Origin of the sequence: Burkholderia sp. SIMBA_062 (assembly GCF_046534765.1) — a bacterium.
Classification (GTDB): Bacteria; Pseudomonadota; Gammaproteobacteria; order Burkholderiales; family Burkholderiaceae; genus Burkholderia; species Burkholderia ambifaria.
Genome location: NZ_JAWRYD010000003.1, coordinates 17473 through 42698 on the forward strand (window position 1 = coordinate 17473; position 25226 = coordinate 42698).

The 25226-nt window shown below is 65.8% G+C and carries 21 protein-coding genes; 13 read left to right on the forward strand and 8 right to left on the reverse strand.

All coding sequences use genetic code 11. The annotated features are described in order from the left end of the window. Positions 1 to 12: 12 nt before the first annotated feature. The 3 genes from SB786_RS03440 to tssB form a co-directional block, all read right to left on the reverse strand. Positions 13 to 2484 (reverse strand): type VI secretion system Vgr family protein, encoded by a 2472-nt coding sequence (locus SB786_RS03440; RefSeq protein ID WP_410726203.1) that lies wholly within the window; start codon positions 2482 to 2484, stop codon positions 13 to 15. Between the two features lie 78 nt (positions 2485 to 2562). Then, complete coding sequence (gene tssC / locus SB786_RS03445; protein ID WP_410726204.1) at positions 2563 to 4113, reverse strand: type VI secretion system contractile sheath large subunit; 1551 nt, start codon at positions 4111 to 4113, stop codon at positions 2563 to 2565. A 73-nt stretch (positions 4114 to 4186) separates the two neighbouring features. After that, positions 4187 to 4699 carry a type VI secretion system contractile sheath small subunit gene (gene tssB, locus SB786_RS03450; RefSeq protein WP_410726205.1) on the reverse strand — a complete coding sequence of 171 codons (513 nt, stop codon included), beginning with the start codon at positions 4697 to 4699 and terminating at the stop codon, positions 4187 to 4189. Between the two features lie 574 nt (positions 4700 to 5273). Here tssB and tssK point away from each other — a divergent pair. From tssK to tssE, 6 genes are all read left to right on the forward strand, one after another. Next, complete coding sequence (gene tssK, locus SB786_RS03455; protein ID WP_410726206.1) at positions 5274 to 6623, forward strand: type VI secretion system baseplate subunit TssK; 1350 nt, start codon at positions 5274 to 5276, stop codon at positions 6621 to 6623. Further along, positions 6623 to 7378 (forward strand): DotU family type IV/VI secretion system protein, encoded by a 756-nt coding sequence (locus SB786_RS03460; protein WP_410726451.1) that lies wholly within the window; start codon positions 6623 to 6625, stop codon positions 7376 to 7378. The genes tssK and SB786_RS03460 overlap by 1 nt, the downstream gene beginning before the upstream one ends. Further along, the gene (locus SB786_RS03465) at positions 7375 to 9153 is read left to right on the forward strand and encodes an OmpA family protein (RefSeq protein ID WP_410726207.1); all 1779 of its coding nucleotides are present in this window, start codon (positions 7375 to 7377) and stop codon (positions 9151 to 9153) included. Before SB786_RS03460 ends, SB786_RS03465 begins: the two co-directional genes overlap by 4 nt. Positions 9154 to 9247: 94 nt before the next feature. Beyond that, the gene (locus SB786_RS03470) at positions 9248 to 9733 is read left to right on the forward strand and encodes an Hcp family type VI secretion system effector (RefSeq protein WP_006750272.1); all 486 of its coding nucleotides are present in this window, start codon (positions 9248 to 9250) and stop codon (positions 9731 to 9733) included. A 99-nt stretch (positions 9734 to 9832) separates the two neighbouring features. After that, the gene (tssH, locus tag SB786_RS03475) at positions 9833 to 12559 is read left to right on the forward strand and encodes a type VI secretion system ATPase TssH (RefSeq protein WP_410726208.1); all 2727 of its coding nucleotides are present in this window, start codon (positions 9833 to 9835) and stop codon (positions 12557 to 12559) included. Continuing rightward, complete coding sequence (tssE, locus tag SB786_RS03480) at positions 12556 to 12978, forward strand: type VI secretion system baseplate subunit TssE (RefSeq protein ID WP_410726209.1); 423 nt, start codon at positions 12556 to 12558, stop codon at positions 12976 to 12978. The genes tssH and tssE overlap by 4 nt, the downstream gene beginning before the upstream one ends. A gap of 9 nt (positions 12979 to 12987) precedes the next feature. On the opposite strand, the gene SB786_RS03485 is transcribed toward tssE, so the two are convergent. Further along, positions 12988 to 13773 carry an NAD(P)H-dependent oxidoreductase gene (locus SB786_RS03485; protein WP_410726210.1) on the reverse strand — a complete coding sequence of 262 codons (786 nt, stop codon included), beginning with the start codon at positions 13771 to 13773 and terminating at the stop codon, positions 12988 to 12990. Positions 13774 to 13859: 86 nt separating this feature from the next. On the opposite strand from SB786_RS03485, the gene SB786_RS03490 reads away from it, so the two are divergent. Both SB786_RS03490 and SB786_RS03495 read left to right on the forward strand, forming a co-directional pair. After that, positions 13860 to 14753 carry a LysR family transcriptional regulator gene (locus SB786_RS03490; protein WP_410726211.1) on the forward strand — a complete coding sequence of 298 codons (894 nt, stop codon included), beginning with the start codon at positions 13860 to 13862 and terminating at the stop codon, positions 14751 to 14753. A 173-nt stretch (positions 14754 to 14926) separates the two neighbouring features. After that, positions 14927 to 15331 (forward strand): DUF2471 family protein, encoded by a 405-nt coding sequence (locus SB786_RS03495; protein WP_006750278.1) that lies wholly within the window; start codon positions 14927 to 14929, stop codon positions 15329 to 15331. Between the two features lie 185 nt (positions 15332 to 15516). On the opposite strand, the gene SB786_RS03500 is transcribed toward SB786_RS03495, so the two are convergent. Further along, the gene (locus SB786_RS03500; protein ID WP_410726212.1) at positions 15517 to 17550 is read right to left on the reverse strand and encodes an FAD-dependent oxidoreductase; all 2034 of its coding nucleotides are present in this window, start codon (positions 17548 to 17550) and stop codon (positions 15517 to 15519) included. A 74-nt stretch (positions 17551 to 17624) separates the two neighbouring features. On the opposite strand from SB786_RS03500, the gene SB786_RS03505 reads away from it, so the two are divergent. After that, complete coding sequence (locus tag SB786_RS03505) at positions 17625 to 18707, forward strand: AraC family transcriptional regulator ligand-binding domain-containing protein (RefSeq protein WP_410726213.1); 1083 nt, start codon at positions 17625 to 17627, stop codon at positions 18705 to 18707. 8 nt (positions 18708 to 18715) lie between these two features. On the opposite strand, the gene SB786_RS03510 is transcribed toward SB786_RS03505, so the two are convergent. The 3 genes from SB786_RS03510 to SB786_RS03520 all read right to left on the reverse strand — a co-directional run bounded on the left by SB786_RS03510 (position 18716) and on the right by SB786_RS03520 (position 20900). Next, positions 18716 to 19165: an aconitase X swivel domain-containing protein gene (locus SB786_RS03510; RefSeq protein ID WP_410726214.1), complete on the reverse strand. Its 450-nt coding sequence runs from the start codon at positions 19163 to 19165 to the stop codon at positions 18716 to 18718. Then, complete coding sequence (locus SB786_RS03515; RefSeq protein WP_410726215.1) at positions 19158 to 20405, reverse strand: aconitase X; 1248 nt, start codon at positions 20403 to 20405, stop codon at positions 19158 to 19160. Before SB786_RS03515 ends, SB786_RS03510 begins: the two co-directional genes overlap by 8 nt. 66 nt (positions 20406 to 20471) lie before the next feature. Next, positions 20472 to 20900 carry a MarR family winged helix-turn-helix transcriptional regulator gene (locus tag SB786_RS03520; RefSeq protein WP_410726216.1) on the reverse strand — a complete coding sequence of 143 codons (429 nt, stop codon included), beginning with the start codon at positions 20898 to 20900 and terminating at the stop codon, positions 20472 to 20474. A 106-nt stretch (positions 20901 to 21006) separates the two neighbouring features. Here SB786_RS03520 and SB786_RS03525 point away from each other — a divergent pair, with 106 nt between their 5' ends. The 4 genes from SB786_RS03525 to SB786_RS03540 all read left to right on the forward strand — a co-directional run bounded on the left by SB786_RS03525 (position 21007) and on the right by SB786_RS03540 (position 25211). After that, positions 21007 to 21927, forward strand: a complete 921-nt coding sequence (locus SB786_RS03525) for a LysR family transcriptional regulator (protein ID WP_410726217.1) — start codon at positions 21007 to 21009, stop codon at positions 21925 to 21927. Between the two features lie 107 nt (positions 21928 to 22034). Further along, the gene (locus tag SB786_RS03530; RefSeq protein ID WP_410726218.1) at positions 22035 to 22466 is read left to right on the forward strand and encodes a MarR family winged helix-turn-helix transcriptional regulator; all 432 of its coding nucleotides are present in this window, start codon (positions 22035 to 22037) and stop codon (positions 22464 to 22466) included. A gap of 65 nt (positions 22467 to 22531) precedes the next feature. Further along, complete coding sequence (locus SB786_RS03535; protein WP_410726219.1) at positions 22532 to 23623, forward strand: HlyD family secretion protein; 1092 nt, start codon at positions 22532 to 22534, stop codon at positions 23621 to 23623. 13 nt (positions 23624 to 23636) lie between these two features. Next, a complete protein-coding gene (locus tag SB786_RS03540) occupies positions 23637 to 25211 on the forward strand; it encodes a DHA2 family efflux MFS transporter permease subunit (protein WP_410726220.1) in 1575 nt (524 codons plus the stop codon). Positions 25212 to 25226: the final 15 nt, after the last annotated feature.

Genomic DNA, 25226 nt, shown 5'->3' on the forward strand with positions numbered 1-25226 from the left:
AATAGACAACGATCACTCAGGGTCAATGCGCAACCGCATCCCTTCAGCGAACAGAGTCCTTTGCAACCCCGCCCGGCCTTCCGCGTCGGTTACGCCCCGGATTACGCTCCCATCCTCCCGGATGATTGAATACTTGCGATTAGGCACCGGCTTTCCGCTGTATGGCCACTTGACGACAAACTCCTCATCAAACTTCGCGTGCTTCCACGTATTCATCGATTCCGCAAGCGAACTCGGCCCCTGACGACTGAAAGCCGCTGACTTGATCGTTCGGTTTCCTTGCGTCCCATCCTCGATGCCAGTTGACGAGATTCGAATGTACGAACCGCCACATTTGAGAATGAGTTCGCTCTTCGCCTCGATCGTCACCCGGCCATTGGCACTCGTCATCCGCATGTCCTTGTCCGACAGCAAATGCATCTCGTCGCTCTGCGCCTGAATCTCGACTTTCCCGCGCGCCGCAAAAAGCTTCATTCCCAGTTTCTGCGCGAAGATCGATACCAGTTCGCCAGCCGCGACCGTAAACCGCTTCATCACACCGATGTCGGCGTTCCCACCCGCCGTTGCGATCAGATGGTCCTTCGCGCTCAGTTGAAGATCGGTTCCCGAGACCAGCCCCATACCGTCGGGCGCGCTCACGAGCACACCCGATTTCTTCAACTCCTTCAGCGTTCCTTCAAGCAATGCGCGCTGACGCTCATAATCCGCCGCTACCGCCTGCGCCACGCCGGCCGCCTCTCCCAATCCGCGCATCTGCTGCAGTGCCAGATCGAGCAACCCTTGCGCACCCTGCATCCCGAGTTGCTCGCCGACGCCTCCAACCTGAGCCTCAGCCGTCACCAGCACACCCATTGCACCTCGAACCGCAACATGCTCGTCGGTGCGCAGTTCCGCCCCTTTACCGCGCTCCTTGCGGCTCTCATCGACCATGTGACCCAGATTCAGCTCACTGGTCTGAAACGGCGTCGTCAAGTGGACATGCTCATCGCCCTCCTTATCCTCCATCCGCAACTCATTCCGCGCGGCCGTCCGAATAAGGTTCCGCGTATGGTTCAGGTTGTTCACCAGATCCGGATGCACGCTGTCATGCATTGCCCCGATGATCACCGGCCGGTTCGGATCGCCGTCCGTATGGACAATCGCCACCTCCGCCCCGTCGATCAGCGGAAAGTGATGCCCATAGTCGCCACCGCTATACGGCTTCGCCAACCGCACCGGCCTGCTCGTCCCACCCGGGCTCCATTCATCGAGATCGAACGGCAGCTTGATCACGTACCAGCCCTGCTCGGTCAGATACGCATACTTGTAGTTGCCCGGCGACGTAATCCGCGCCGGCAGGATCCCGTCCACCACCGGCCGTGAAACCGAAGCCACCGGCGTGCGCCACACGCGATCCGACGGAATTCCCTCGAACGCCACCCAGAACGACTCATTCCGCCCGCCGTGCGACTCGACCGACGTAACGAAAACGCCGTGCTTCGCGTCAGCCGGTTTCGGCTCGACCCGCATCACCTCGCCGGCCTCGAGCCAGAACGGATTGCCCGTTCCCTTGAACGTAATCTGCTCGGCCAGATAAGCCTCGTGCCGCAACCGCGCAACCCGCTTGCCCTCGTCCGGCGTCTCGTAATGCTCGCCCCAGCGATAATCGACCGCGTTCGTCGTCTTGTCGTCGCGCGCCGCGTTTTCCTCGACCAGCAGCGACACCTCGGCCTGCCGATGGTTGTAGTCATGCAGCCGCACCGCCTCCGGCACACGCTTCATTTCGCGCCCGAGCGTCTTGATCGCATCCGCACCGACACTCTCGAGCCCCGAGTCACGCCGATACGGCACCGTGCGCTGCTTGCGCGCATAGGCATCCAGATCGTCGCCGAACACGACCACCGCACGATCCTTCTTTTGCTCCCAGCGAAACCAGATCCCTTCTTCCGCACAAAGGCGCTGAATGAAGGAAAACGTCGTCTCGTGATACTGCGTCACGTACTCGCGACGTTTGTACTGCCCGCGTAACTGAAACTGGAAATCGACACCCGCGCGGTAACCGTAATGCCGCAATGTGTCGGTCACGATCTCCTCGACCGACTGCTTCTGAAACAACCGGCTGGTCACAGCACGATCGAGATCGGCCAGGGTGGGCTCCAGCACGACCCGGTAGCGCGTTTCGTCCGCCGACGTCTCCCGCTCGTCGAACTGCGTGATCACGCCATGAACCGTATACGCCGCCGGCTTCGTACTGAACTGCGCGGCGTTCTCCCCGAACATCTTGCGCAGGTAATCCATGTTCGAATCGATTGGATCCGCGCTGAACTTGGCCGGTCGCCCCAGCACCTGATCCATCGGAATCCCCGCCACCGGGCTCGTGAATTCGATCTCGTATCGATAGAGCTGGCTCACGCGGTCCAGCCCGGTGAACTTCAGGATCGAGAACGGCGCCGGATGCGGCGCGAGTTTCAATTCATAAGCCTGCGAAGGCAGAATCATCGCCATGGAATTTCTCGGTTGCGCAAACATGCGGTGCCGCCGGGGCAACCTCGTCACCCCGGCGGCTCACCATCACATGTCAGATCAGTTCTTGGATTTCGGCATCTGAGACACGAGCGACAGCCCGATGTCCATCCCTTCGACCTGGAAGTGCGGGACGATGAACAGCTTGATCCGGAAGAAACCCGGGTTGTCCTCGATGTCCTCGACCGTGACCTTCGCCTCGCGCAGCGGATGCGATGCCTGCAGCTCGTCACCCGGATCCTTCATCTCGGTCACGAGCCCCTTGATCCAGTTGTTCAACTCGAGCTCGAGCAGACGGCGATCCTTGGTCGTGCCGATGTTCTCCCGCTGGATCAGCTTCAGGTAGTGCGCGATGCGCGACAGCAGGAAGATGTACGGCAGCCGTGCGTTGATGCGGCTGTTCGCGGTCGCTTCCCGGGTTTCGTACAGCGCCGGCTTCTGCGCCGAGTTCGCGGAGAAGAAGCACGCAAAGTCGTGGTTCTTGTAGAACGACAGCGGGATGAAGCCGAGATTCGCGAATTCGAATTCGCGGGTTTCGGGAATCAGCACCTCGGTCGGGATCTTCGGCTGATGGCCGGTGCCGAGGTCGTACAGGTGAACCGGCAGATCCTCGACCTTGCCGCCCGCCTGCGGACCGCGGATCTGCACGCACCAGCCGTTGCTCACGAAGCTGCGCACCATGTTCGCCGCGAACGCGAACGACGCATTCATCCACAGGTACTTGTCGTGGTCGGGGCCCTTGACGGCCTCCTCGTAGTTGAACGCTCGCAACGGCGCCGTGTCCTTGCCGTACGGCAAACGGCCGAGCACGCGCGGCATCGTCAGGCCGACGTAACGCGCATCGTCGGTATCGCGGAAGCTCTTCCACTTGATGTACTCGGCACGATCGAAATAGTTGCCGATATCCTGAATCGCTGCCACTTCCTCCATCGACTGCTTGCCGAAGAACGCCGGCCCGACCGAGCCGATGAACGGCATGTGCGCGGCGGCCGCCACCTTCGAGATGTTGCGCAGCAGTGCGACGTCCATCGGCGAATTCGCGAACTCGAAGTCGCTGATCATCGCGCTGATCGGTTGACCGCCCGGCGTGTCGTATTCCTCGATGTACGTCAGGCGGTACAGGCCGCTCTGGATCAGTTCCGGCGTGTCCTCGAAGTCGCGTTGCAGCGCGTCCTTCGACACGTCGAGCACTTCGATGCGTGCGTTCTTGCGGAAATCGGTGCGACTCACGAGCATCTTCAGGCCGCGCCAGCGTGCCTCGAGCGCCTGGAATTCCTGCGTGTGCATCACGGCGTCGAGCTGACGGCTGATCTGCCGGTCGAGCTGGCCGATATGAAAATCGAGCAGCGACTTGTCGAGGCGGTCCACCGGCTGGCTCGCGTTCGCGACGAGTTCGAGGAATGCGCCCATCCCGCGCGCGATGCGCTCGTCGGCCGACGCCTCGGACAGCATGTCGTTGTCGCGGAACGCCTCGAGCGGGCGCGCTTCGCTGACGGGCTTCAGGTTGATCTTGCTGCACAGCGACGCATAGACGCTGTCGATATCCCCGTGCGGGGCGTCCAGCACGACGGTCTCGCTCGCGCCGGCGTGCTGCGTTTCAGTGGATTTCATGGCGTGTCCTGTCTGCGATCGAATCGCTACGATGTTGCGGAATGCGCTGAACGCGCGTTTTGCCCAGCGCGTTTCACGCATGCCCTTCCGGCTGCGTCGCGGCGGTCGCGATCTGCGCGAGTTCGCCGCGCAGCTTCGCGGACAGGCGATCGTCCTTCAGCACCTTCTCGAACTCGCGACGGAACGTGCCGTTGTCGAGCAGGTTCGATTTGAGGTCGCGCAGCAGATTGCGCATCGCGAGGAGCGCCTGCAGCTCGGGAATCTGGCGCGCGACCTGCTCGGGCGCGAAATCCTTGATCGAGCGGAACGACAGGTTGATGGGCAGTTCCGAACCGTCGCCGGCCAGCGTGTTTTCCGCGGCGATCCTGAGGTCCGGCGCATAGTCGGCCAGCACGGCATCGAAGTTGTTCTTGTCGATGTTCACCTTCTTGCGCTCGGCGAGCGGCGCCTGCTCACGGCCGGCGCTGAAGTCGCCCGCCACCAGCAGTTTCAGCGGCAACTCGACCTTCTTTTGCGCTCCACCCGTATGCAGATCAAGGGTGATCGACACCCGGCTCTTCGGGATCTCTCGCTGAAAGCTATCCAATTCGTTCTCCTTATCTCAGAAAGCTTGAAGACTCCGCGACACGCACCCGCGACCACGGGTGCGCCGTCGTTCACGTCACCTTTGCTCAAACCCCGCAACTCGTATTGACGGACGACCGAATCGGATATCCGCGGCACGACATCCGATTCAGGCGGCAAAAAGTATCATGCACGTTCACGCAAAGTAAACCACAAAGATCAAAATCCCATCATCGATCCGACGCGAAATAGACAAATTAATACTCGTCCTAATTTTTAATCATCCCATTCAACCATCAGCAGAGACAAACCACACCTGCGACCAATCTCATATCACAACATTAAAAGTCTAATCTGTTGATTTTTATAACAAAATTTTTGAATACGAATACATGAATATCTCGATAAAAACCGCGCACAACGATTCTGCTGCTTCGCAAACCTCATCCACCCACACAATTTCACAATCATTTACATTCATATCTCGATATAAATGAAACATTCGTCAACGAATCGCCCAATTACGGGTATACGAAATCATAAAACGATTGTTAGAATCGGCGCCTCATAATTCCTACATCGGTATTGACCACACCATGCGGATCGACAAACCGCTCTGGCATGAAGGGCTGATTCTTACGCAGCAGCATTTCCAGCAGCAGGAGCGCTGGACCGGGTTTGCGCTGCAACAACTGGCGTCGGCTGTCGCCGTATCGCCATGGGGAACGCTGAACGTCGACATAGACGAGGAGGCACTGTCCTCCGGCCGCCTGAAGCTCGCGCGGCTGCAATTGCGTTTCCCTGACGGCACGCCGATCGACACGACCGTCGCCGACGCGTTGCCGCCAGCGCGCGACCTCGTCAGCGAAATTCCCGCGGACACCCAGACCGTCGACGTACTCGCCGCGCTCGCGCTACCCGACGCGAACGGCAGCAACTGCCGTTTCGACGAAACGGCGCTGGCCCGCCCGCGTCGCGCGTATCGCGAGTTCGTCAAGGTGACGGACCTGAACGGCTCGGCCGAAACCGAAATTGCCGCCGAGCGTCACGCCGTCCGGTTGCTGTTCGGCTTCGAATCGCATGCGGACGACACGGTATGCGCGATCGCGCGCCTGACGCGCACGACGAGCGGGCAATTCCAGATCGATCGCCGATACGTCCCGCCCTGTCTTGCGCTATCCGGTCACACGCTGCATATCGAACGCATTCGGCGGATTGCCGACATCCTCGCCGCCAAAAGCGCGCTCCTCGGGGCGCGCCGCAGCGAGCGCATCGAGCAGGTGGCCGAGTACGGCGTCGCCGACGTCCAGCTCTTCTGGCTCCTGCATTGCATTCACCAGGCGTGGCCGCAACTGCGGTTCCTCGCGTCGCATCCGGGGCAGCCGACCGATCGCCTGTACCAGGTGCTCGCCCAGTTGGCCGGCTCGCTGATCACGTTCTCGACGCGCGTGTCGCTGACCGACATTCCGCCCTACGACCACGCGAGCGCCCCTGACGTGTTCGCAGCGCTCGAATCGCTGATCCGCGATCTGCTCGACGCGATCATCCCGTCACGCGTCGTCTCGATCGGGCTCTCGCATACGACGCCGACGACCTGGGCCGGCCAGTTCCGCGACGAGCGCATCGTCGAAGACGCCGCGGACTGGTATCTGTCCGTCAATGCCGCGCTGCCGGCGTTCAAGCTGGTCGAACAGTTTCCGCGCCTCTGCAAGATCGGCGCGCCGGACGACGTCGAGCACATCGTCAATTCCGCCGTGGCGGGCATTCCGCTCAAAGCCGTGCAGCGGGTGCCCGGCGCCATACCGGTCCGGCTGGACAACCACTATTTCGCGCTCGATGCGCACGACGCCGCGCATGCGCGGATGCTCGCCGCGCGCGCTTGCCAGATCTATCTGCCCGCGTCGATTCCCGACGCGTCGCTCGAACTTTATGCGGTGCTGCGCTGATGAATGCCGTCACCTCCCTGCGTCACGAAACCGCACTGCTTGCGCGCGATCCGTCATCCGGTCATGCACATCCATCTTCGATGCGCGCGCTGCTGCGCGATACCGCATTGCTCGTCACTCACCTGTCGAACGGCGGCCAGGTCGACAACGCCGCAAGCCTGCGTGAGCAGTGCCGCCTGCTGGTCGCACAGTTCGCGGCCGCACTCGATGCGCAGGGCATTGCCGCGGACGTACGGGACGACGCCATCGTCGCCCAGTGCGGGCTGATCGACGAAACCGCACTGCGGCACCTGCCGGCTTCCGACAAGGCGAACTGGGAATCCACGCCGTTGCAGGTCGACCGGTTCGGCACTCACGACGCCGGCACGCGCATTTACGAGCGGCTCGACTACCGGATGCGCGAACCCGCGCCGAACGTCGACCTGCTCGAATGCTATGCGGCCATTCTCGGCCTGGGATTCCATGGCCGGTATGCCGCTCGCTCGGGGCCGTCCGCAGGCCCCCATGACGGTGAGGCGAAACGTCAGGCACTGATCGCCGCGCTGGTTGCGCAGATCGATCGACTGCGCCCTGCGGTCCGCCCGGCGTTCGTCACCGATCGCTCCAACACGCGACTGCTCGACCGGTTCAGGCATGTGTCGCCATGGGCGGTCGCGGGCGCGGCATGCGTCATCGCGATACTCGTCTGGTTCGCGTGGGATCGGATTCTCGATGCCGAACTGGCCCAACTCGTCCAGAAAGCGAAACGGCCGTGAGTTCGGGCACCCCACTCCCAACGGCGGCAACCCGCGCCGATTCCAACGCGGCACGCGCGGCGTTGTCGGGCCTGGGCTATCCGCTCCGGACGGTCGTGACGCTGTCCGCGGCACTGGCTCTGGCCGTCGTCGGATGGGTTGTACCCGTCGAGCGCGGCGTCATGTGGGGATGGATGGCGATCGTCGTCGCACTTTCCGCGCTGATCGTCTGGCTGCATTCGCGCCGGCTGGCGCGTGCCCGAGAACGGAACGTGCACGTGATTGCACAACTCGGCGCGGCGACCGCCGACCTGCCCGTCACGCTGCGCACGAGAATGCCGCTCGCGCTCGTCACCGGCGACGGCCTGTCCGCGTTGTTCGATCGCGATACGGCGCGCGCACGTTTCGTGCACCTCGGCGACGGCGCAATCTGGTTGCGCGCCGATCGCCCGCAGGATCTCGCCCGGCTTGCCGTCGCCGTCCGCCAATGGCGGGACGGCCATGCACCCGATTGTGTCGTGCTGGCGGTCGCGCCGGGCCTTCATGCGAACGACGACACGCTATCGCAGTCGCTGCGCGTGATCCGGCAAGCTGTTGCGGACGCGTGCCGCATGCTGGGGACGTCGCTGCCGGGCTATGTCGCCATCTATCAGCAACTGTCGGGCACAAGCGTGGCGACGAAGCCGACTGCCGGCGCATCGGCGGCGCAGTGGTACGGCATGTCGACCGGCTCGGCAATCGCGAATCTGCACGGCTTCGACACCGCAATCGAGGCGGCCGAATCGGACGCACTCCATGCCGATGCAAGTCCGGCAGCCGCGGCCCGCGCCGCCGGCGTCGCATCGATCGTCGGATGGACCCGCCGTCTCGTGTTCGACACGCTGACGGACCGACGTCAGCCCGCATCGCCCTGGCCACTGCTCGGCGCCGGCTGGATCGATCATGGCCCGGCGTCCGGTCCCGGCAAACCATGGGAACGTGAAGTGCGCGCGCTGACAGGTATCACGCCGGCCGCATTGCCTGCGTCGCCGCTTCCCTGGCCGTTGCCGCAACCGCTGATCGATGCGATGCCGCGCCGCGCGTGGCGATCGCCGCGCATCGCCGCCATCGCGCATGCGATTGCGATCGTTGCCTGCGCGGCGGTCGTGGCCATCTACGCCGCCGCCAGGAACAACGATGCGCTCATGGCCCGCATCGGCGAAGATCTGGAACGCTACAACCGAATCCCCGCCACGCACGACGCGGCCAAGCGCGACGCGCTCCGCATCCTTGCGTCGGACCGCGATCAGCTCGACCGGTACGCACGTGTCGGCGTGCCGCTCCGGCTGTCGTTCGGCACCTATCGCGGCGCACCGCTGCTGCCCGTCCTCAACGACGCAATCGCGTCGTACGAACCGCCCCCGCCGCCGCCGGCCGTCGTCACGCTGGACAGCATGTCGCTGTTCGACAGCGGCAAGGCAAGGCTCCGAACGGGCACCACGCGCGCGATGGTCGATGCGCTCGAACTAATCAAGGCCCATCCGGACAAACGCGTGCTCGTCGCCGGCTACGCGGACGATCAGGGTCGGCCCGATCGCAATCTGAAGCTGTCGATCGATCGCGCGTCGGCCGTACGCGACTGGCTCGTCGAAGCGTCCGGCATCCCGCCGACACGGTTCGCGATCCAGGGCTACGGCGATACGCGGCCGGTTGCCGACAACGCCACGCCGGAAGGGCGGGCGAAGAATCGTCGGGTCGAGATCACGCTCGTGCCCGATACACCGGTGCCTGCCGTCCCGAGCAGCGCCGCGAAGTAACACGCGTTTGGGTTCCCGGGGCAACCGCCCCGGGTTTATCAGCGCCGGAATCCGGTTCCGGCGATTCGCAGTACGAAGAAGAAGGAGTGAACAAATGGCAATTCCGGCCTACATGTGGCTCAAGGACGACGGTGGCGCGGACATCAAGGGTTCGGTAACCGTCCAGGATCGCGAAGGTAGCGTCGAACTGGTTGCGTTCGATCACGGCGTGCACATTCCGACCGACGGCAATACGGGCAAGCTGACCGGCACGCGCGTGCACAAGCCGATCACGCTGACGAAGGAGACCGACGCGTCGACGCCGTACCTGTACAAGGCCGTGACGAGCGGGCAGACGCTGAAGTCGGTCGAGATCAAGTGGTACCGGATCGATGATGCGGGCAAGGAAAAGGAATACTTCAACACGAAGCTCGACAACGTGAAGATCGTCGCGGTGAAGCCGAAGATGCTCGACATCAAGAACCCGGACTACGAGAAGCACAACCATCTCGAAGACGTCGAACTGCGTTACGAGACGATCACGTGGTCGTACAAGGACGGCAACATCATCCACAAGGACACGTGGAACGAACGTTCCTGATGGATTGAACGGTTGGCGGAATCCGTCGCGCTTGCGCGGCGGGATTCCGCTCTTCCGCGCGCTCGCCCTCTTCCCTTCCCTTCCTGATCCGCTATCGACATGACGCCGCCGCTCCGGGACGCTTCCCATCTCATTCGCCGTCTCAATCCCCACTGCACGCGCGCACTCGAAGCCGCGGCGAATCTTTGCCAGACCCGGCTCGCGGACGAAATCGCGGTCGAGCACTGGGTGCTGAAGCTGATCGAAGCCGACGACGGCGACATTCCCGCGCTGCTGCGCCACTACGACCTCGACATCGACGCCGTCTGGGATGCGATGATCGACGTGATCGACCGCATGCCACGCACGTTGCGCGGCATGCCGGCGCTGTCTCGGCAACTCGCCACGGTGCTGGAGGATGCGTGGGCGCAGGCGGTGTCCGACGACCCCGACGGCGCCATTCGCTCCGGGCATCTGCTACAGGCCATCGTCGACGCACCGCATGTGCTGCGCACCCAGCGCGCATGGCCGCTGCTGTCGGTTTCCAGTGCGCAGATCCGACGCGTGCTGCCCCGGCTCGGGCGGCGCTCGTGCGAAAACGTATTCGACGAAACGGTATCGAAACGGGCGGCCGACCCAGTCGACAGTTCGCGCGCCGACGGAACAACGACCGGGGCCGCCACCGGCAACGCCTCACCGCACACGCCCCACGTGCCGCCGCGCGCGATCGACGGCGATGCACTCGCACGCTTTGCGCTCGATCTGACCGAAAAGGCGCGTAGAGGCGAAATCGACCCGGTATTCGGCCGCGACCGGGAGATCCGGCAGATGATCGACGTGCTCGCGCGCCGCCGCAAGAACAATCCGATCCTGGTCGGCGAGCCGGGCGTCGGCAAGACCGCACTCGTCGAAGGGCTTGCGCTGCGTGTGGTCGAAAGCGACGTTCCGGAAACGATCCGCGACACGCGCATCCTGACGCTCGATCTCGGCTTGTTGCAGGCCGGTGCGGGCGTCAAAGGCGAATTCGAGCAACGCCTGAAGAACGTGATCGACGAAGTGCGAGCATCCGAAACACCGATCCTGCTGTTCATCGACGAAGCCCATACGTTGATCGGCGCAGGCAACGCGGCAGGCGGCGCCGACGCGGCCAACCTGCTCAAGCCGGCGCTCGCGCGCGGCGAGTTGCGCACGATCGCGGCCACCACGTGGGCCGAGTACAAGGAATATTTCGAGCGCGACGCCGCGCTCGAACGGCGCTTTCAGGTCATCAAGGTCGACGAACCGGACGACGATTCCGCCTGCCTGATGCTGCGCGGGCTCGCGAGCCGCTATGCGAAGCATCACGGCGTGCATATCCGCGACGAAGCGATCGTCGCGGCCGTGCGGTTGTCGCGCCGCTATATTCCCGCGCGACAGTTGCCGGACAAGGCCGTCGACCTGATCGACACGGCCGCCGCGCGCGTGCGCATGTCGCTCGACGTGCCGCCCGCGGAACTGCAACAGGCGCGTGCGACGCTGGCGGCGCTCGAACTGGAGCGCGCCGCGCTCGACGCGGACCTCTACGCAGGGATCGCGGCTGTCGCCGAACGGCGTGCGTCGATCGGCACGGAACACGACACCGCGCGCGAAGCCGCCGACAGGCTGCTGGATCAGTACACGCGCGAACGCGAACTCGTCGGCGTCGTGCATTCCCTTCGCGACACGACGAATCGATCGGCCGATCCGGCCGCCGTCTCGGATGCGCTCGACGCGTTGTCGGCCGTTCAACGCAAGTCGCCGATGATTGCCGCCGACGTCGACGCGCCGTCCATCGCGCGTGTCGTCGCCGAATGGACGGGCGTACCGGTCGGCAACCTCGTCGAGGACGAACTGCGAAGCCTGCTCGCGCTCGAGTCGACGCTCGCGACACGCGTGGTCGGACAGGACGATGCGATCGGCGCATTGGCGGAGAGCCTGCGCACCGCCAAGGCCGGCCTGAAAAGCGAGCACGCGCCGCTCGGCGTATTCCTGCTCGCCGGGCCGTCCGGCGTCGGCAAGACCGAGACGGCGCTAGCGCTCGCCGACGTGCTCTTCGGCGGTGAAGCCGCGCTGACGACGATCAATCTGTCGGAGTACCAGGAAGCGCACACGGTGTCGCAACTCAAGGGTTCGCCGCCCGGTTACGTCGGCTATGGACGCGGCGGCGTGCTGACCGAAGCGATACGCCAGCGCCCGTACAGCGTCGTACTGCTCGACGAGGTCGAGAAAGCGCACCGCGATGTGCTCGACATCTTCTATCAGGTGTTCGACCGCGGCACGATGCGCGACGGCGAAGGGCGCGAGATCGACTTCCGCAACTGCGTGATCGTGATGACGTCCAATCTCGGCAGTGCGCAGATCGACGATGCGACGGCCGAAAACGCGTCGATCACGCAGGTCGCATTGCGCGAAGCCATTCATCCGCAGCTGGTCGCGCATTTTCAGCCGGCGCTGCTCGCACGCTTCCAGACGCTCGTCTATCGGCCGCTCGATGCCGCGGCGCTTGCATCGATCGTGCGGATCAAAGTGGACAAGACTGCCGAACGCCTGCATCGGCAACACGCCGTCACGCTCACGTGTGGGGACGATCTCATCGAATCGATCGCGCAGCACTGCGTGTCGCGGGAATCCGGCGCACGCGGCGTCGATGCGTTCCTGAACCAGCGCGTGCTGCCCGTCGTGTCCCGTGAACTGCTTGCCCGGATGGCAACGGGTGTCACGCCGCGACACATCGTGCTGTCGACCGGCCTGGAAGGTGCGTTGACGATCGATTTCATCGATGCCCCGGCCACGATCGATGCTCGCATCGAGCAACCGAACCACCCATGACCGCCGGCCCCTCCCTCTACGACATGCTGCTCGGCCAGGTCGGCGGCGAGCCGATCGGCGCCTACGACGACCGGACGCTCGAATGCCTGAGCGTGCAGCAGAACGTGCGCCGCATTCTCAATACGCGGGCCGGCGCGCTCAAGCATCTGCCCGACTACGGTTTGCCCGACCTCACGAACATCTACAAGGCATTGCCCGCGTCGGCGCATTTGCTCAAGCAGCAGATGGAAGTCACGCTACTGAAATACGAGCCGCGCATCCGTTCGATCGAGGTCGGGATCGTCGACAACCGCGATCCCGGCATCCTGGTCAGCTTCGAAATGACATGCCACCTGAAGAACACGGGACTCGTGCGCTTCGGCACCCACTTCGAACCGCCGGGCCGCCTGCGCATCGAGCGGCGCATCGACCGGCCGTGATCGCACACGTCACTGCTCGTGCGCGAGGTGCGCCGCAAACCCCACCTTCTCCGGCGCGATCCCGGCCTTCAGCGTCAGCGCCGGAATTTCGTAGTCCCCTGCATTCTGCCGCCGGAACGGAATCGGCCGTGCGGTCCACAGTTCGTCGAGACGCTTGCCGAGCGCCGCGCGCGTTTCGTCGAAGCGCACGTCGTTCATCCGTCCCGTCCGGTAGATCACGAACGGCGGCAGCACGTCGAACCCCGGGTAATACAGGATCCCGTGCTGGATCGGAAACAGCACGTCGTCGATCGGCCCGTTGATGCCGCGCGCGCTGTAGTGCGACTCCCAGCCGCCCGTCGTGACGATCACCATCGCACGCTTGCCCGCCAGCGAGCCTTCGCCGTAGCGGTCACCCCAATGCTGGTCGGAATGCTCGCCGACGCCGTACGCGAAGCCGTACGCATACACACGCTCGACCCAGCCCTTCATGATCGCCGGCATCGAGAACCACCACAGCGGAAACTGCAGGATCACCGCGTCGGCCCACTTCAGCTTGTCCTGTTCGCGCGCGATGTCGTCGCGCTGCGTGCCCGTCTCGAACGCACGCTTCGAATCGAGCGCGGGATCGAAGCGTGCGTCGGGCGCACGGTCGGTCACGTCATGCGCGTCGAACGCGGCCTTCCAGTTCATCGCGTACAGATCAGTCACCTGCACGGCATGGCCGGCGGCTTCGAGATGCTCGACCGCGAAATCCCGCAACGCGCCGTTCAGCGAACGTGGTTCGGGATGGGCATAGACGATCAGCACGTTCATGTTCACTGCTCCGTTGATTGAATGACTGCAGGATGCCGCCGCCAACGCTATATTAGAAATGAATTCCTGATATTCCAGGTATAGCCATGAACAATCTCAGACGACTCGACCTGAACCTGCTCGTCACGCTCGACGTGCTGCTCGCCGAGCACAACGTCACGCGGGCGGCTGAAAAACTGAACATGTCGCAGCCGTCGGTCAGCGTGCAGTTGCAGAAACTGCGCGACCTGTTCGGCGATCCGCTGCTGCTGCCGGGGCCGCGCGGGATGCGGCCGACCGCACGCGCCGAAACGCTGCGCGAGCCGCTGCGGGAAGCGCTCGACGCGCTCGAGCGGGCGGTGCTGACGGCGACGCCGTTCGATCCGGCAACCGCGACGAACACGTGGCGCGTAGCCGCCACCGACTATGGCGAATCGACGATCGTGCTGCCCGCGCTGAACACGCTGCGTTCGGCCGCCCCCGCTGCGCGGCTCGCCGTCGTCGAACTCGTGCCGCCACGCATCGAGCAGGACGCGGAGCGAAACGGCATCGACCTGGCGTTCCATACGACCGAAGGATCGCCGCAAGGCATGCGGCGCCTGCCGCTGTTCGTCGAGCGATACGTGCTGGTCGGCCGCGCCGGTCATCCGAAGCTGAAGCGGCGCCCCACGCTCGCGCAGTTCGGCGCGCTGGAACACGTGATCGTGTCGCCCGACGGCGGCGGCTTCTTCGGCGTGACGGACGAAGCGCTCGCGAAAGCGGGCGCCGCGCGGCGCGTCGTGCTGTCGGTTCCGCATTTCCTGTTCGTGATGTCGGCCGTCGCCAGCACCGATCTCGTTGCCATGCTGCCGGAGCGGCTGGTCCGCAACACGCCCGCATTACGCGTCGTGGAAGCGCCGGTCGACGTCCCCGGCTACGAGATGTCGATGCTGTGGCACGAACGCGTGCATCGCGATCCCGCGCATCGGTGGTTGCGCGAGACGATCGCCGCGTCGGTATGAATCGCGTGCGGCACGGACGCAACCGCACTTCCCATCGTCCGAAACAGGCCGCGGCACACGCGTGTTCATTCAGGGCTTGAAACCGCGTTGAACACTGTATATATTTACAGTGCTTTTGCACCATTTGACCCGAATTCCGTCACCCATGACGGACGGACTTTTGTGAGGCGACCATGTTCCAGTCATCCGCATTCGATCCCGAGCAACCCGGTTTCAACCCCGGCCACTTCGAGCGTGCCGCGCAGCGGGCGGTCGTCGATCTGCAGCGTGTCGTCGGCGGCCCTGCGCAGCGCGCGCTCGGCCTGCGACGCCGCACGCATCCGGCCGCCGTCCGCACGATGAGCTGGCAGGCGCTGCTGAACGTCGAGGAACTCGCGTTCTCGAACGCCGGTTTCCTGAGCCGCAACGATCCGACCGTCGTCGACGCGTTCATCCGCCTGCGCGACAGCCGGCTGGTCGCGGCGGACGTCGAGGAGCCGGTCGACTGGCGTCGCGACGACGACGACCTGCCGGCCGTCTACCTGATCGTCAAGGCGATGCTGGAAGCGGAGGAGGAGGAACGGGCCGAAGCGGCATGACACACGCGGGCCGGCGGCAGACGGCAGCGTGCCGGAATCGCGTCGCATGGCGACGCGGCACATCGGTTCCACGCTGTCGGTGCGCGCCGGCCTGGCGAGTCACGAGGCGGAAAACCGCGAGCCGTCGCGCAGGCAGCGCATCGCCGCGCGACGCACGCCGTCCCGATACCCGGAACGATGGCCCGTTACAGCCGCGCGGCGAGACGCGAACCCTGATCGATCGCACGCTTCGCATCGAGTTCGGCCGCCAGTTCCGCGCCGCCGATCAGATGCACCGACCGTCCGGCTGCCTGCAGCGGCGCCAGCAGCGCGCGCTGCGGTTCCTGCCCCGCGCACAGCACGATCGTGTCGGCTTCGATCAGTTCGTGATCGGTACGCTGCTCGCCATACGACACGTGCAACCCGCGCGCATCGATCAATTCGTAGTTCACGCCGCCGATCATCTTCACCTGCTTCATCTTCAGCGTCGCGCGGTGAATCCAGCCGGTCGTCTTGCCGAGCCCCTTGCCGAGCGGCGCGGCCTTGCGTTGCAGCAGCGTCACTTCGCGCGCGGGCGCCGCGACCTGCGCGCGCGTCACGCCGCCGCGCGTCGCGGCCGGATCGGTCACGCCCCACTCCGCTTTCCACTCTTCCAGATCGAGCGTCGGCGACTCGCCGTCCTGCACCAGATACTCGGCGACATCGAAGCCGATGCCGCCCGCGCCGACCACCGCGACACGCCGGCCGACCGGCCGCCTGCCGGCGAGCACGTCGATATAGCTGAGCACGTTCGGCCCGTTCTGCCCGGGAATCTTCGGGTCGCGCGGCGCCACGCCGGTGGCGAGCACGATCTCGTCATAGCCGCCCGCGATCAGGTCGCTCGCGTCGACGCGGCGGTTCAGATGCAGGTTCACCCCGGTCAGCTCGACCTGGCGGCCGAAGTAGCGCAGCGCTTCGTCAAACTCTTCCTTGCCCGGGATCCGCTTCGCCATGTTGAACTGGCCGCCGATCTCCGCGGCTGCGTCGAACAGGTCGACGTGGTGGCCGCGCTGCGCGAGCACGGTCGAGCACGCGAGCCCGGCCGGCCCCGCCCCGACGACCGCGATGCGCTTCGGCTGCCGCACCCGCGCGTAGACCAGCTCCGTCTCGTGGCACGCGCGCGGGTTCAGCAGGCATGACGCGATCTTGTTCTTGAACGCGTGGTCGAGACACGCCTGGTTGCAGCCGATGCAGGTGTTGATCTCGTCGGCGCGGCCCTGCGCGGCCTTGACGACGAACTCGGCATCCGCGAGCAGCGGACGCGCCATCGACACCATGTCCGCGCAGCCGTCCGCGAGAATCTGCTCGGCCACTTCGGGCCGGTTGATCCGGTTGGTCGTCACGAGCGGGATGCCGACTTCGCCCTTCATCTTCCTGGTCACCCACGCGAACGCGCCGCGCGGCACCGACGTCGCGATCGTCGGCACGCGCGCCTCGTGCCAGCCGATCCCCGTGTTGATGATGGTCGCGCCCGCGCGCTCGACGGCCTTCGCAAGCTGCACGGTCTCGCTCCAGTCGCTGCCGTCCGGAATCAGGTCGAGCATCGACAGCCGGTAGATCAGGATGAAGTCGCGCCCGACCGCTTCGCGCGTGCGCTCGATGATCTCGATCGGCAGGCGGATCCGGTTTTCATACGAACCGCCCCACTGGTCGCCGCGCTTGTTCGTATGCATCGAGATGAACTGGTTGATCAGGTAGCCCTCGGAGCCCATGATCTCGACGCCGTCGTAGCCGGCCTCGCGCGCGAGCTGCGCGCAGCGGACGAACGCACGGATCTGCCGCTCGACGCCGCGCGCGCTGAGTTCATGCGGCGCGAACGGCGAGATCGGCGACTTGATCTTCGACGGCGCGACCGCGAACGGGTGGTAGCCGTAGCGGCCGGTATGCAGGATCTGCAGCGCGATCTTGCCGTCGTCCGCATGCACGGCGTCGGTGATCACGCGATGGCGCCGCGCGCCGGCGGACGTCATCAGCGTGCCGCCGAACGGCTTGGTCCAGCCGGCCACGTTCGGCGCGAAACCGCCGGTCACGATCAGGCCGACGCCGCCGCGCGCCCGTTCGGCGAAATAGTCGGCGAGCCGCGGCAGCGTCTTGCGGCTGTCCTCGAGGCCCGTGTGCATGGAGCCCATCAACACGCGATTCTTCAGCGTGGTGAAGCCGAGGTCGAGCGGGGCGAGCAGGTGGGGAAAGGGAGTCGTCATGATGAGTCTGCCGTAAGCGATGGGTGTCATCGTAGGCGCGCGCCGCCTTGAACGTGAGGGGGCAAACAGCCATAATGCTTGTCATTTCCGGCCAAATCGACATGACCTCCCCGTCACGCAAGGATCACCTCGGGCTCCGCCGGCCGACGATTCCGGTCGCCTATCCGCGCCTGCTGCTGCAGGCGCTGGCCGCGCGCGGCGTCGATCTGGCCGCGGTGCGCGCAGGCACCGGGCTGCGCGATGCGGTGTTGGCCGAACCGGACGCGCGCGTCGCGCCGTCGCAATGGGGCCGGCTCGTGCTGAACGCGATCGAGATCGGCGGCGATCCGGGCATCGGGCTCGCGTTCGGGCTGCTGCTGAAGCCGACCGTGCACGGCTTCCTCGGCTATGCGACGTTGACCGCGCGGGACATCCGCGACGCGCTGGTCGTCACGCAGCGCTACTTCCGGATGCGCAATCGGCAATATCGTCTGACCTACGCGGAGGACGAACACGGCGCAACGCTCGAACTGCACGGCGTGCAGGCGAGCCCCGCGCTGCAGCATCACGTGATGTTCGAGTTCGTGCTGACGGGGCTCGCGCAGAATATCTCGCAGTGGTCCGGGCGCGCGTCGCCGCCGATCGCGCTGCGCTTCGCGTGGCCGGAGCCCGACTATTTCGCGCGTTATCGCGACCCGTTGCCGCCGGTCGAATTCGGCTGCGCGGCGAATGCGCTGTGGATCGCGCGCGACGTGCTCGACTGGCCGCTGCCGCTCGCCGACGAAGTCGCACACCGGCAGGCGCTCGTGCAGGTCGAGCGCGAGTATGCGCAGGTGCGCCAGGAGGAAGGCGATCTGGTCGAGCGCGTGCGCGCGGAACTGGCGCGCACGGCCGGCGACTATTCGAGCCCGGAGGCGCTCGCCGACGCGCTGCTCGTGTCGACGCGCACGTTGCGGCGCCGGCTCGAGGAAGCCGGCTCGAGCTACCGGCAACTGCTCGACGAAGCGCGGTTTCGCGATGCGAAGCAGTTGCTCGCGGCCTCGGACCTCGACCTGAAGACGATCGCCGAGCGGCTGCAATTCACCGACCCGGCGAATTTCACGCGCGCATTCCGACGGTGGGCCGGGCAGACGCCAAGTGCATACCGGGAAGCGGCCGGCGACCCGGCACGCGAGTAAGCGGAAGGTCAGCTGCCGACGTCGATCCGCGCGCCGCCATCGCCTTCGACTGCATCGATCCGCACGTCGCCGGTCGCCGCGACAATCGCGTCATACACGTCGTCCGTCACGCAGATCACCGGCACCGCGATCGCATAGAGCTCCGCCGCCACGATCGCGCCTATCGAGATGATCAGGTCACGCTCCTTCAGCACGATCCCGACCGGCCCCGTGCCGTTGCGCACCGCTTCCGCGAGCACGCTGCTGCTCGAACTCGAGCCCTTCGCGTGCGGCATCACCATGATCCGGCCGGACAGGCTCGCGCCGGCCTGCGGATGCCCGCGATCGACGATCCGCCCCGCGGCGGAGTCGTAGCCGCCCCAGAAGCTGAGCGGCTTGTCGAGCACGATCGTGTGCGCGCAGGCGCTGCCCGGCACGAGCGTGTCGCCCGTCAGTTGCCTCATCGTTGCTTCAGTCATCGAATCGCACCTTTCCCTCGAACGCGGAGCGCACACACTCGCGCATGCTGCCGTACGCAACCGTCACCCCGATGTTCGCGGGCGCATACGACGCCCACTTCGCCGAGTTGGTCATCACCAGGCCCGACAGCTGTTTCATCACCGGCGTGATGTACGTGCAGGTGTCGACGACGATCTGGACGCCGCGCGCGTCGAATTTGCCGGCGAGCCCGAGCTCGCCCAGCTCCCAGAGGATGAAGCGGCTCGTGTTCACGTAGAAATCGCACTTCGGCTTGCCGTCGAACTGATCGAGCAGCGCGTCGAGCGTGCGGAATTCGGCGAGCGAAAAATGCGGCGTGCCGAGCGCGACCGCGACGAGCGCATCGCCGGCCGCGCCATGATTCAGCGTGCGGCGAATCTCGTCGAGGTCGGCCATCGCGACATCGACCGTTCGCTGCGCCGCCTGTCCGTGCAACGCGGCGTCGAGCGTCGGCGCCTCGGGTGTGACGCCCACCGCATGGAACAGCGCGACGGCCCCGCTCGATGCGGCGGCCGCGCCGAGCGCCTTGAGTTCGTCTTCGGTGGTGTCCGTGGGCAGCCCGACGATGGCAGGGACGATCGCGCCCGCGATCCTGCCGATCAGCAAGCCGAGCGCCGCGAAATAGATGTCGCGCGACGGCCGGTTGCCGAACGCCGGCGCGTTGAATACGATCCGCGCCGCGCGATTCGATTCGACGTGCAGGCCCGCATACGGCGCACGCCCCGTGATCGCGGCGGCCAGATCGAGAAAGTCGCCATAGCGGCTGGTGCGCGCGCCGAGCACCGAATTCGCGAACACGATCGCATTGGATTCGGCCCACGCGATCTGCTCGCCCACGCGCGGACGATGCTTCAGCTGATACGGCGCGCACGTGAAGCTCGATTCGCAGCCGAGCTGCAGATGCGCATCCATCAGCCGCCGGGCGTCGCGCTCGATCGTGCGGTCGCCGTGATACAGCTCGGGATGGATCAGGTCGAGCGACCCGACGTTCAGCGTGGTCGGCACCGCGACTTGCGCGCCGGTGTCGACGAAGTACTCGACGAAGTCGAGGCTCGTCCGGCCGTGGTAAAGGCAGCCGTCGATATGCGCGGACGTGATGTCGATCAGGTGCGGCGCCGACATGACCTCGGCCGTGCGCGTGACGATCCGCATCGCGCGCGCGACGCCGTCGCCGAATGCGCCGCGCAACATCGCGTCGTCGCGCTCGCTCAACTGCAGCATGGGGGTACTCCTCGTGTCTCGTCCGGCGGGCCCGGATCGCTTTTGTCATACTACCGCGCGTTGCGGCTATCGCTGCGCCGTCAGGCTGAACAGTTCGTCGCGCAGCGCCTTGGCCCGGTCGCGGCCGAACTGCGTGTCGAACTCGTCCTGCGCGGCCTGCCACGCGACTTTCGCCTGCGCGTAAGTGCGCTCGCCGAGCTTTGTCAGGCTGAGCGCATGCGCGCGTGCGTCATGCTCGGCCGCGGCCGCGGCGACGAATCCGTCGCGCTGCAGCGGCTTGAGCGCGCGCAACAGCGTGGTGCGGTCCATCACCAGCGTGTCGGCAAGCTCGCTCATCACCAGGCCGGGCCGGCGCGACAGGTTCGCCATGATCGAGAACTGCGCGGGCGTGACACCGACCGGGGCCAGATGCCGCTCGTAGAGTTGCGTGACGAAGCGCGCCGCCTGACGCAGCGCGAGGCAATTGCAGGCATCGGCGATCTGGATATCGTTCATGATCGGCAATTTATATGTGCATATGCATAAAGTCAATGTACACTCCGCCGTAACATGGCCGGGCCGGCCGCCTTCACCGCGCCGCCATCGCCGCGAGGAGACGAACATGGACTACATCGACAAGCTGCGGATCTTCCGGTCGGTGGTGGAAATGCGCAGCTTCACGCGCGCCGCCGACATGCACGGCCTCGCGCGGCCGGTCGTGTCGCGGGCGGTCGCGGATCTCGAGGCGCGCTTCGGCAGCCGCCTGCTGCACCGGACCACGCGCCAGGTCTCGCTGACCGAAACCGCCGAGCGCATCTACGAGCGCTGCGCGGCCGTGCTCGACGAACTCGACTCGCTGGAAGCGCAGGCGCAGTCGCACACGCGCGAACCGGAGGGGCTGCTGCGCCTCGTCGCGCACACGACGGCCGCGCTGAACCGGCTCGTGCCGCTGATCGCCGGCTTCAAGGCCGCGCATCCGAAGGTGCGTCTCGACGTCACGCTGACCGAGCGCCCGGTCGATCTCGTCAGCGAAGGCTATGACATCGGCATCGTCGTGCCGTACATGCTGACGAGCGAGACGACCGTGGTGCGCCTCGTCGAACGCATTCCGGTGGTGATCGTTGCGACGCCCGCGTATCTGCGCGCGCATCCGCGCCCGGAGACGCCGGCCGCGCTCGCCGAGCATGCGTTCGTGCCGATGTCGCCGTCGCTGCGCCGGCCCGCGCTGACGTTTCGCGTCGACGGCGACACGCTGACCGTGCCGTTGAGCTTCGACATCTCGTCGAACAGCCCCGTCTTCAACCGTGAAATGGTGATGCACGACTTCGGCATCGGCGTCGTGCCGAGAACGCTCGTCGAGGCCGAACTCGCGTCGGGCGCGCTCGTACAGCTGCTCGAAGGCGCCGATCTGGTCGACGCGTTCGTGGAGATCAAGCTCGCTTACGCGAACCGCGCGCTGCTGCCCGCGAAGGTCAAGGCGTTCATCGACTACACGGCCGCGTACTGCGACCACGACGGCCGGATTGTTCCCGCCGCCGCCTGATCCGGCGCGAAAACGCGCCGTCCGGCCGCCGATTGGTACAGCCACGACACCAATCTGATCGCGTCCCGCCCCTCGCTTCGGGCCGCCTCGGCACCTAATATGTGCACATGCACACGACCACCCTCACCGACGACGATTGCTTCGCGATCCGGCAGGCCGCGCGGCGAATCTCGCAGTTCTACGAACGCTATCTGTCGCGGGCGGGCGTCACGCCGTCGCAGTACAGCATTCTCGCGCTGCTGCGGGAGCGCCCCGGCCTGACGATGGCGACGCTGTCGGCGGTGCTGGTGATCGAGCGCACCGCGCTCCTGCGCGCGCTCAAGCCGCTGATCGGCGCGGCGCTCGTCACGGGCCGGATGGAGCCGCGCTGCCGCCGCCAGACGTTCGTGCTGACCGAGCACGGCGAAGCCAGGATCGCCGACGCGCATGTGCACTGGCTCGCCGCGCAGCAAGCGTTCGAGCAGCGGTTCGGGTCGGCCCGGGCGGCCCGCCTCAGAGACGAATTGTTTCGGATCACGCACAACCTGCCGGACCGCTAGCGCCCTTTCCCGATCGATGCGACGTCGTCGATCGTTTTGATAAGTGCATATACATAGGTGACTCGATGGAAACGACCCAAGCCGCTGCTTCCCGCGAAGCAGCCACAATCGACCGGCCCGCGAAGCAGCAGCGCCGCGTGCCGTGGATGCGCATCGCGGTGGGCGCCGTGGTCGTCGTCGTGGCCGCGGCCGCGCTCGACTGGCTGTTCGTGCTGCGCTTCCAGGAAAGCACCGACGATGCGTATGTCGGCGGCGACGTCACAGTGCTCGCGCCGAAGGTGAACGGCTTCGTCGACAAGATCCTCGTGACCGACAACCAGCGCGTGAAGGCCGGCGACGTGCTCGTGAAGCTCGATGCGCGCGACTACGATGCGAAGCTCGCGCAGGCCGACGCGGAAGTCGACGGCGCGCGCGCCGCGGTGACGGAACTCGAAGCGAAGCAGCAGCTGCAATACGCGGTGATCGGCCAGCACGCGGCGGACCGCAATGCGTCGTCGGCCGAGCTCACGCGCGCGTCGTCCGACCGCGTGCGCTACCGCGAGCTCGTCAAATCCGATGCGGTGTCGAACCAGATCGTCGAGCGCGCGGATGCCGATTATTCGAAGGCGGATGCGGCCGTCGCCCGCAGCGACGCCGCGCTGCTCGCATCGAAGCGGCAGCTCGACGTGCTCGGCGCGCAGCTCGCCGATGCGCGGGCCCGCGTGAACACGGCGCTCGCCGCGCAACGCGTCGCGGCGCTCAATGTCGAGTACACGACGATCCGCGCGCCGGTCGACGGTTACGTCGGCAATCGCACGAGCCGCGTCGGGATGCTCGCGAATGTCGGCGTGCCGCTGCTGACGGTCGTGCCGGCCTCCGGCCTGTGGATCGACGCGAACTTCAAGGAGGACCAACTGCGCAAGATGCGCGCGGGCGATCGCGTCGACGTCACGCTCGATGCGTCGAGCACGCGCCTGCACGGCCGCGTCGACAGCCTTGCGCCTGCAACCGGCGCGACCTTCAGCGTGCTGCCGCCCGAGAATGCGACCGGCAACTTCACGAAGATCGTCCAGCGCGTGCCGGTGCGCGTGCATCTCGATCCGCAGCCGGGCATCGAGCACGTGCTGCGCCCCGGCCTGTCCGCGGCCGTGATCGTGCACACCGACCACGCGAACTGAACGGGAGCCGACCATGACCACCGCGTTTTCCGGCGACCCCGCGTCGCAACCGACGAAGCAGCGCGTCTTCGCGTTCGCGTTGATGTGCGTCGGCTTCTTCATGGCGACGCTCGACATCCAGATCGTCGCGTCGTCGCTGCGCGACATCGGCGGCGGCCTGTCCGCCAGCCAGGACGAGCTGTCGTGGGTGCAGACGGCCTACCTGATCGCCGAGATCATCGTGATCCCGATGTCGGGCTGGCTGTCGAAGGTGATGTCGACGCGCTGGCTGTTCGTCGCGTCGGCCGTCGGCTTCACGATCACGAGCATGCTGTGCGGGCTCGCGTGGGACATCAACTCGATGATCCTGTTCCGCGGGCTGCAGGGCGCGCTCGGCGCCGCGATGATCCCGACCGTGTTCACGACCGCGTTCGTGCTGTTCCCGGGCAGGCAGCGGCTGATCGCGTCGACGACGATCGGCGCGCTCGCGTCGCTCGCGCCGGCGATCGGGCCGGTGATCGGCGGCTGGATCACCGATCAATGGTCGTGGCACTGGCTGTTCTACCTGAACCTCGTGCCGGGCATCGCCGTGGCCGTGCTGGTGCCGCGCTACGTGCATATCGACGAACCCGACCCGAGCCTGCTCAAGCGCGGCGACTATCTCGGCATCGCGCTGATGTCGGGCTTCCTCGGCTGCCTCGAATACGTGCTGGAGGAAGGCCCGCGCAAGAACTGGTTCAGCGACGACGCGATCGTGATCTGCGCGTGGATCTCCGGCATCTGCGGCTTCCTGTTCATCGTGCACGCGCTGACCGCGGACGATCCGGTCGTCGACCTGCGCGCGCTCGCCGTGCGCAACTTCGGGATCGGCAGCCTGCTGTCGTTCGTGACGGGCATCGGCATCTTCGTGACGGTGTTCCTCACGCCGCTGTTCCTGTCGCAGGTGCGTGCGTTCAGTTCGCTGCAGATCGGCATCGCGTTGCTGTCGGTCGGCGCGTTCCAGCTGCTCGCGCTCTGCGCGTATGCGTTCGCCGCGCGCTACTTCAGCATGCGCGCGCTGCTCGTGTTCGGGCTCGTCTGCTTCGGCCTCGGCTGCTACCTGTACACGCCGATCACGCATGACTGGGGCTGGCGGGAGCTGCTGCTGCCGCAGGCGCTGCGCGGCATCGGCCAGCAGTTCAGCGTGCCGCCGATCGTGACGATGGCGTTGGGCTCGCTGCCGCAGTCGCGGCTGAAATCGGCGAGCGGCCTGTTCAACCTGATGCGCAACCTCGGCGGCGCGATCGGCATCGCGGTGAGCGCGACGATGCTCAACGACCGGCTGAACTTTCACTACCTGCGCCTGAACGAGCACGTGAGCGCCGGCGCGCCGCAGGTGGCGTCGCTGCTCGATCGCCAGGCCGCGTACTGGACCTCGGTGGCCGGCAACACGCTGGATACCGCCCAGGCCGGCCTCGCGAACCTGCACCGCCTGATCTATCGCGAAGCGCTGACGCTCACCTACGCCGATGCGTACTACGCGCTGTCGCTATGCTTCATCGTCGCGCTGATCGCCGTCGCGTTTTCCCGTCCCATTACCCTGAACGCGCCGCCGCCGGACGCGCACTGAAGCCGAGGTCATCGT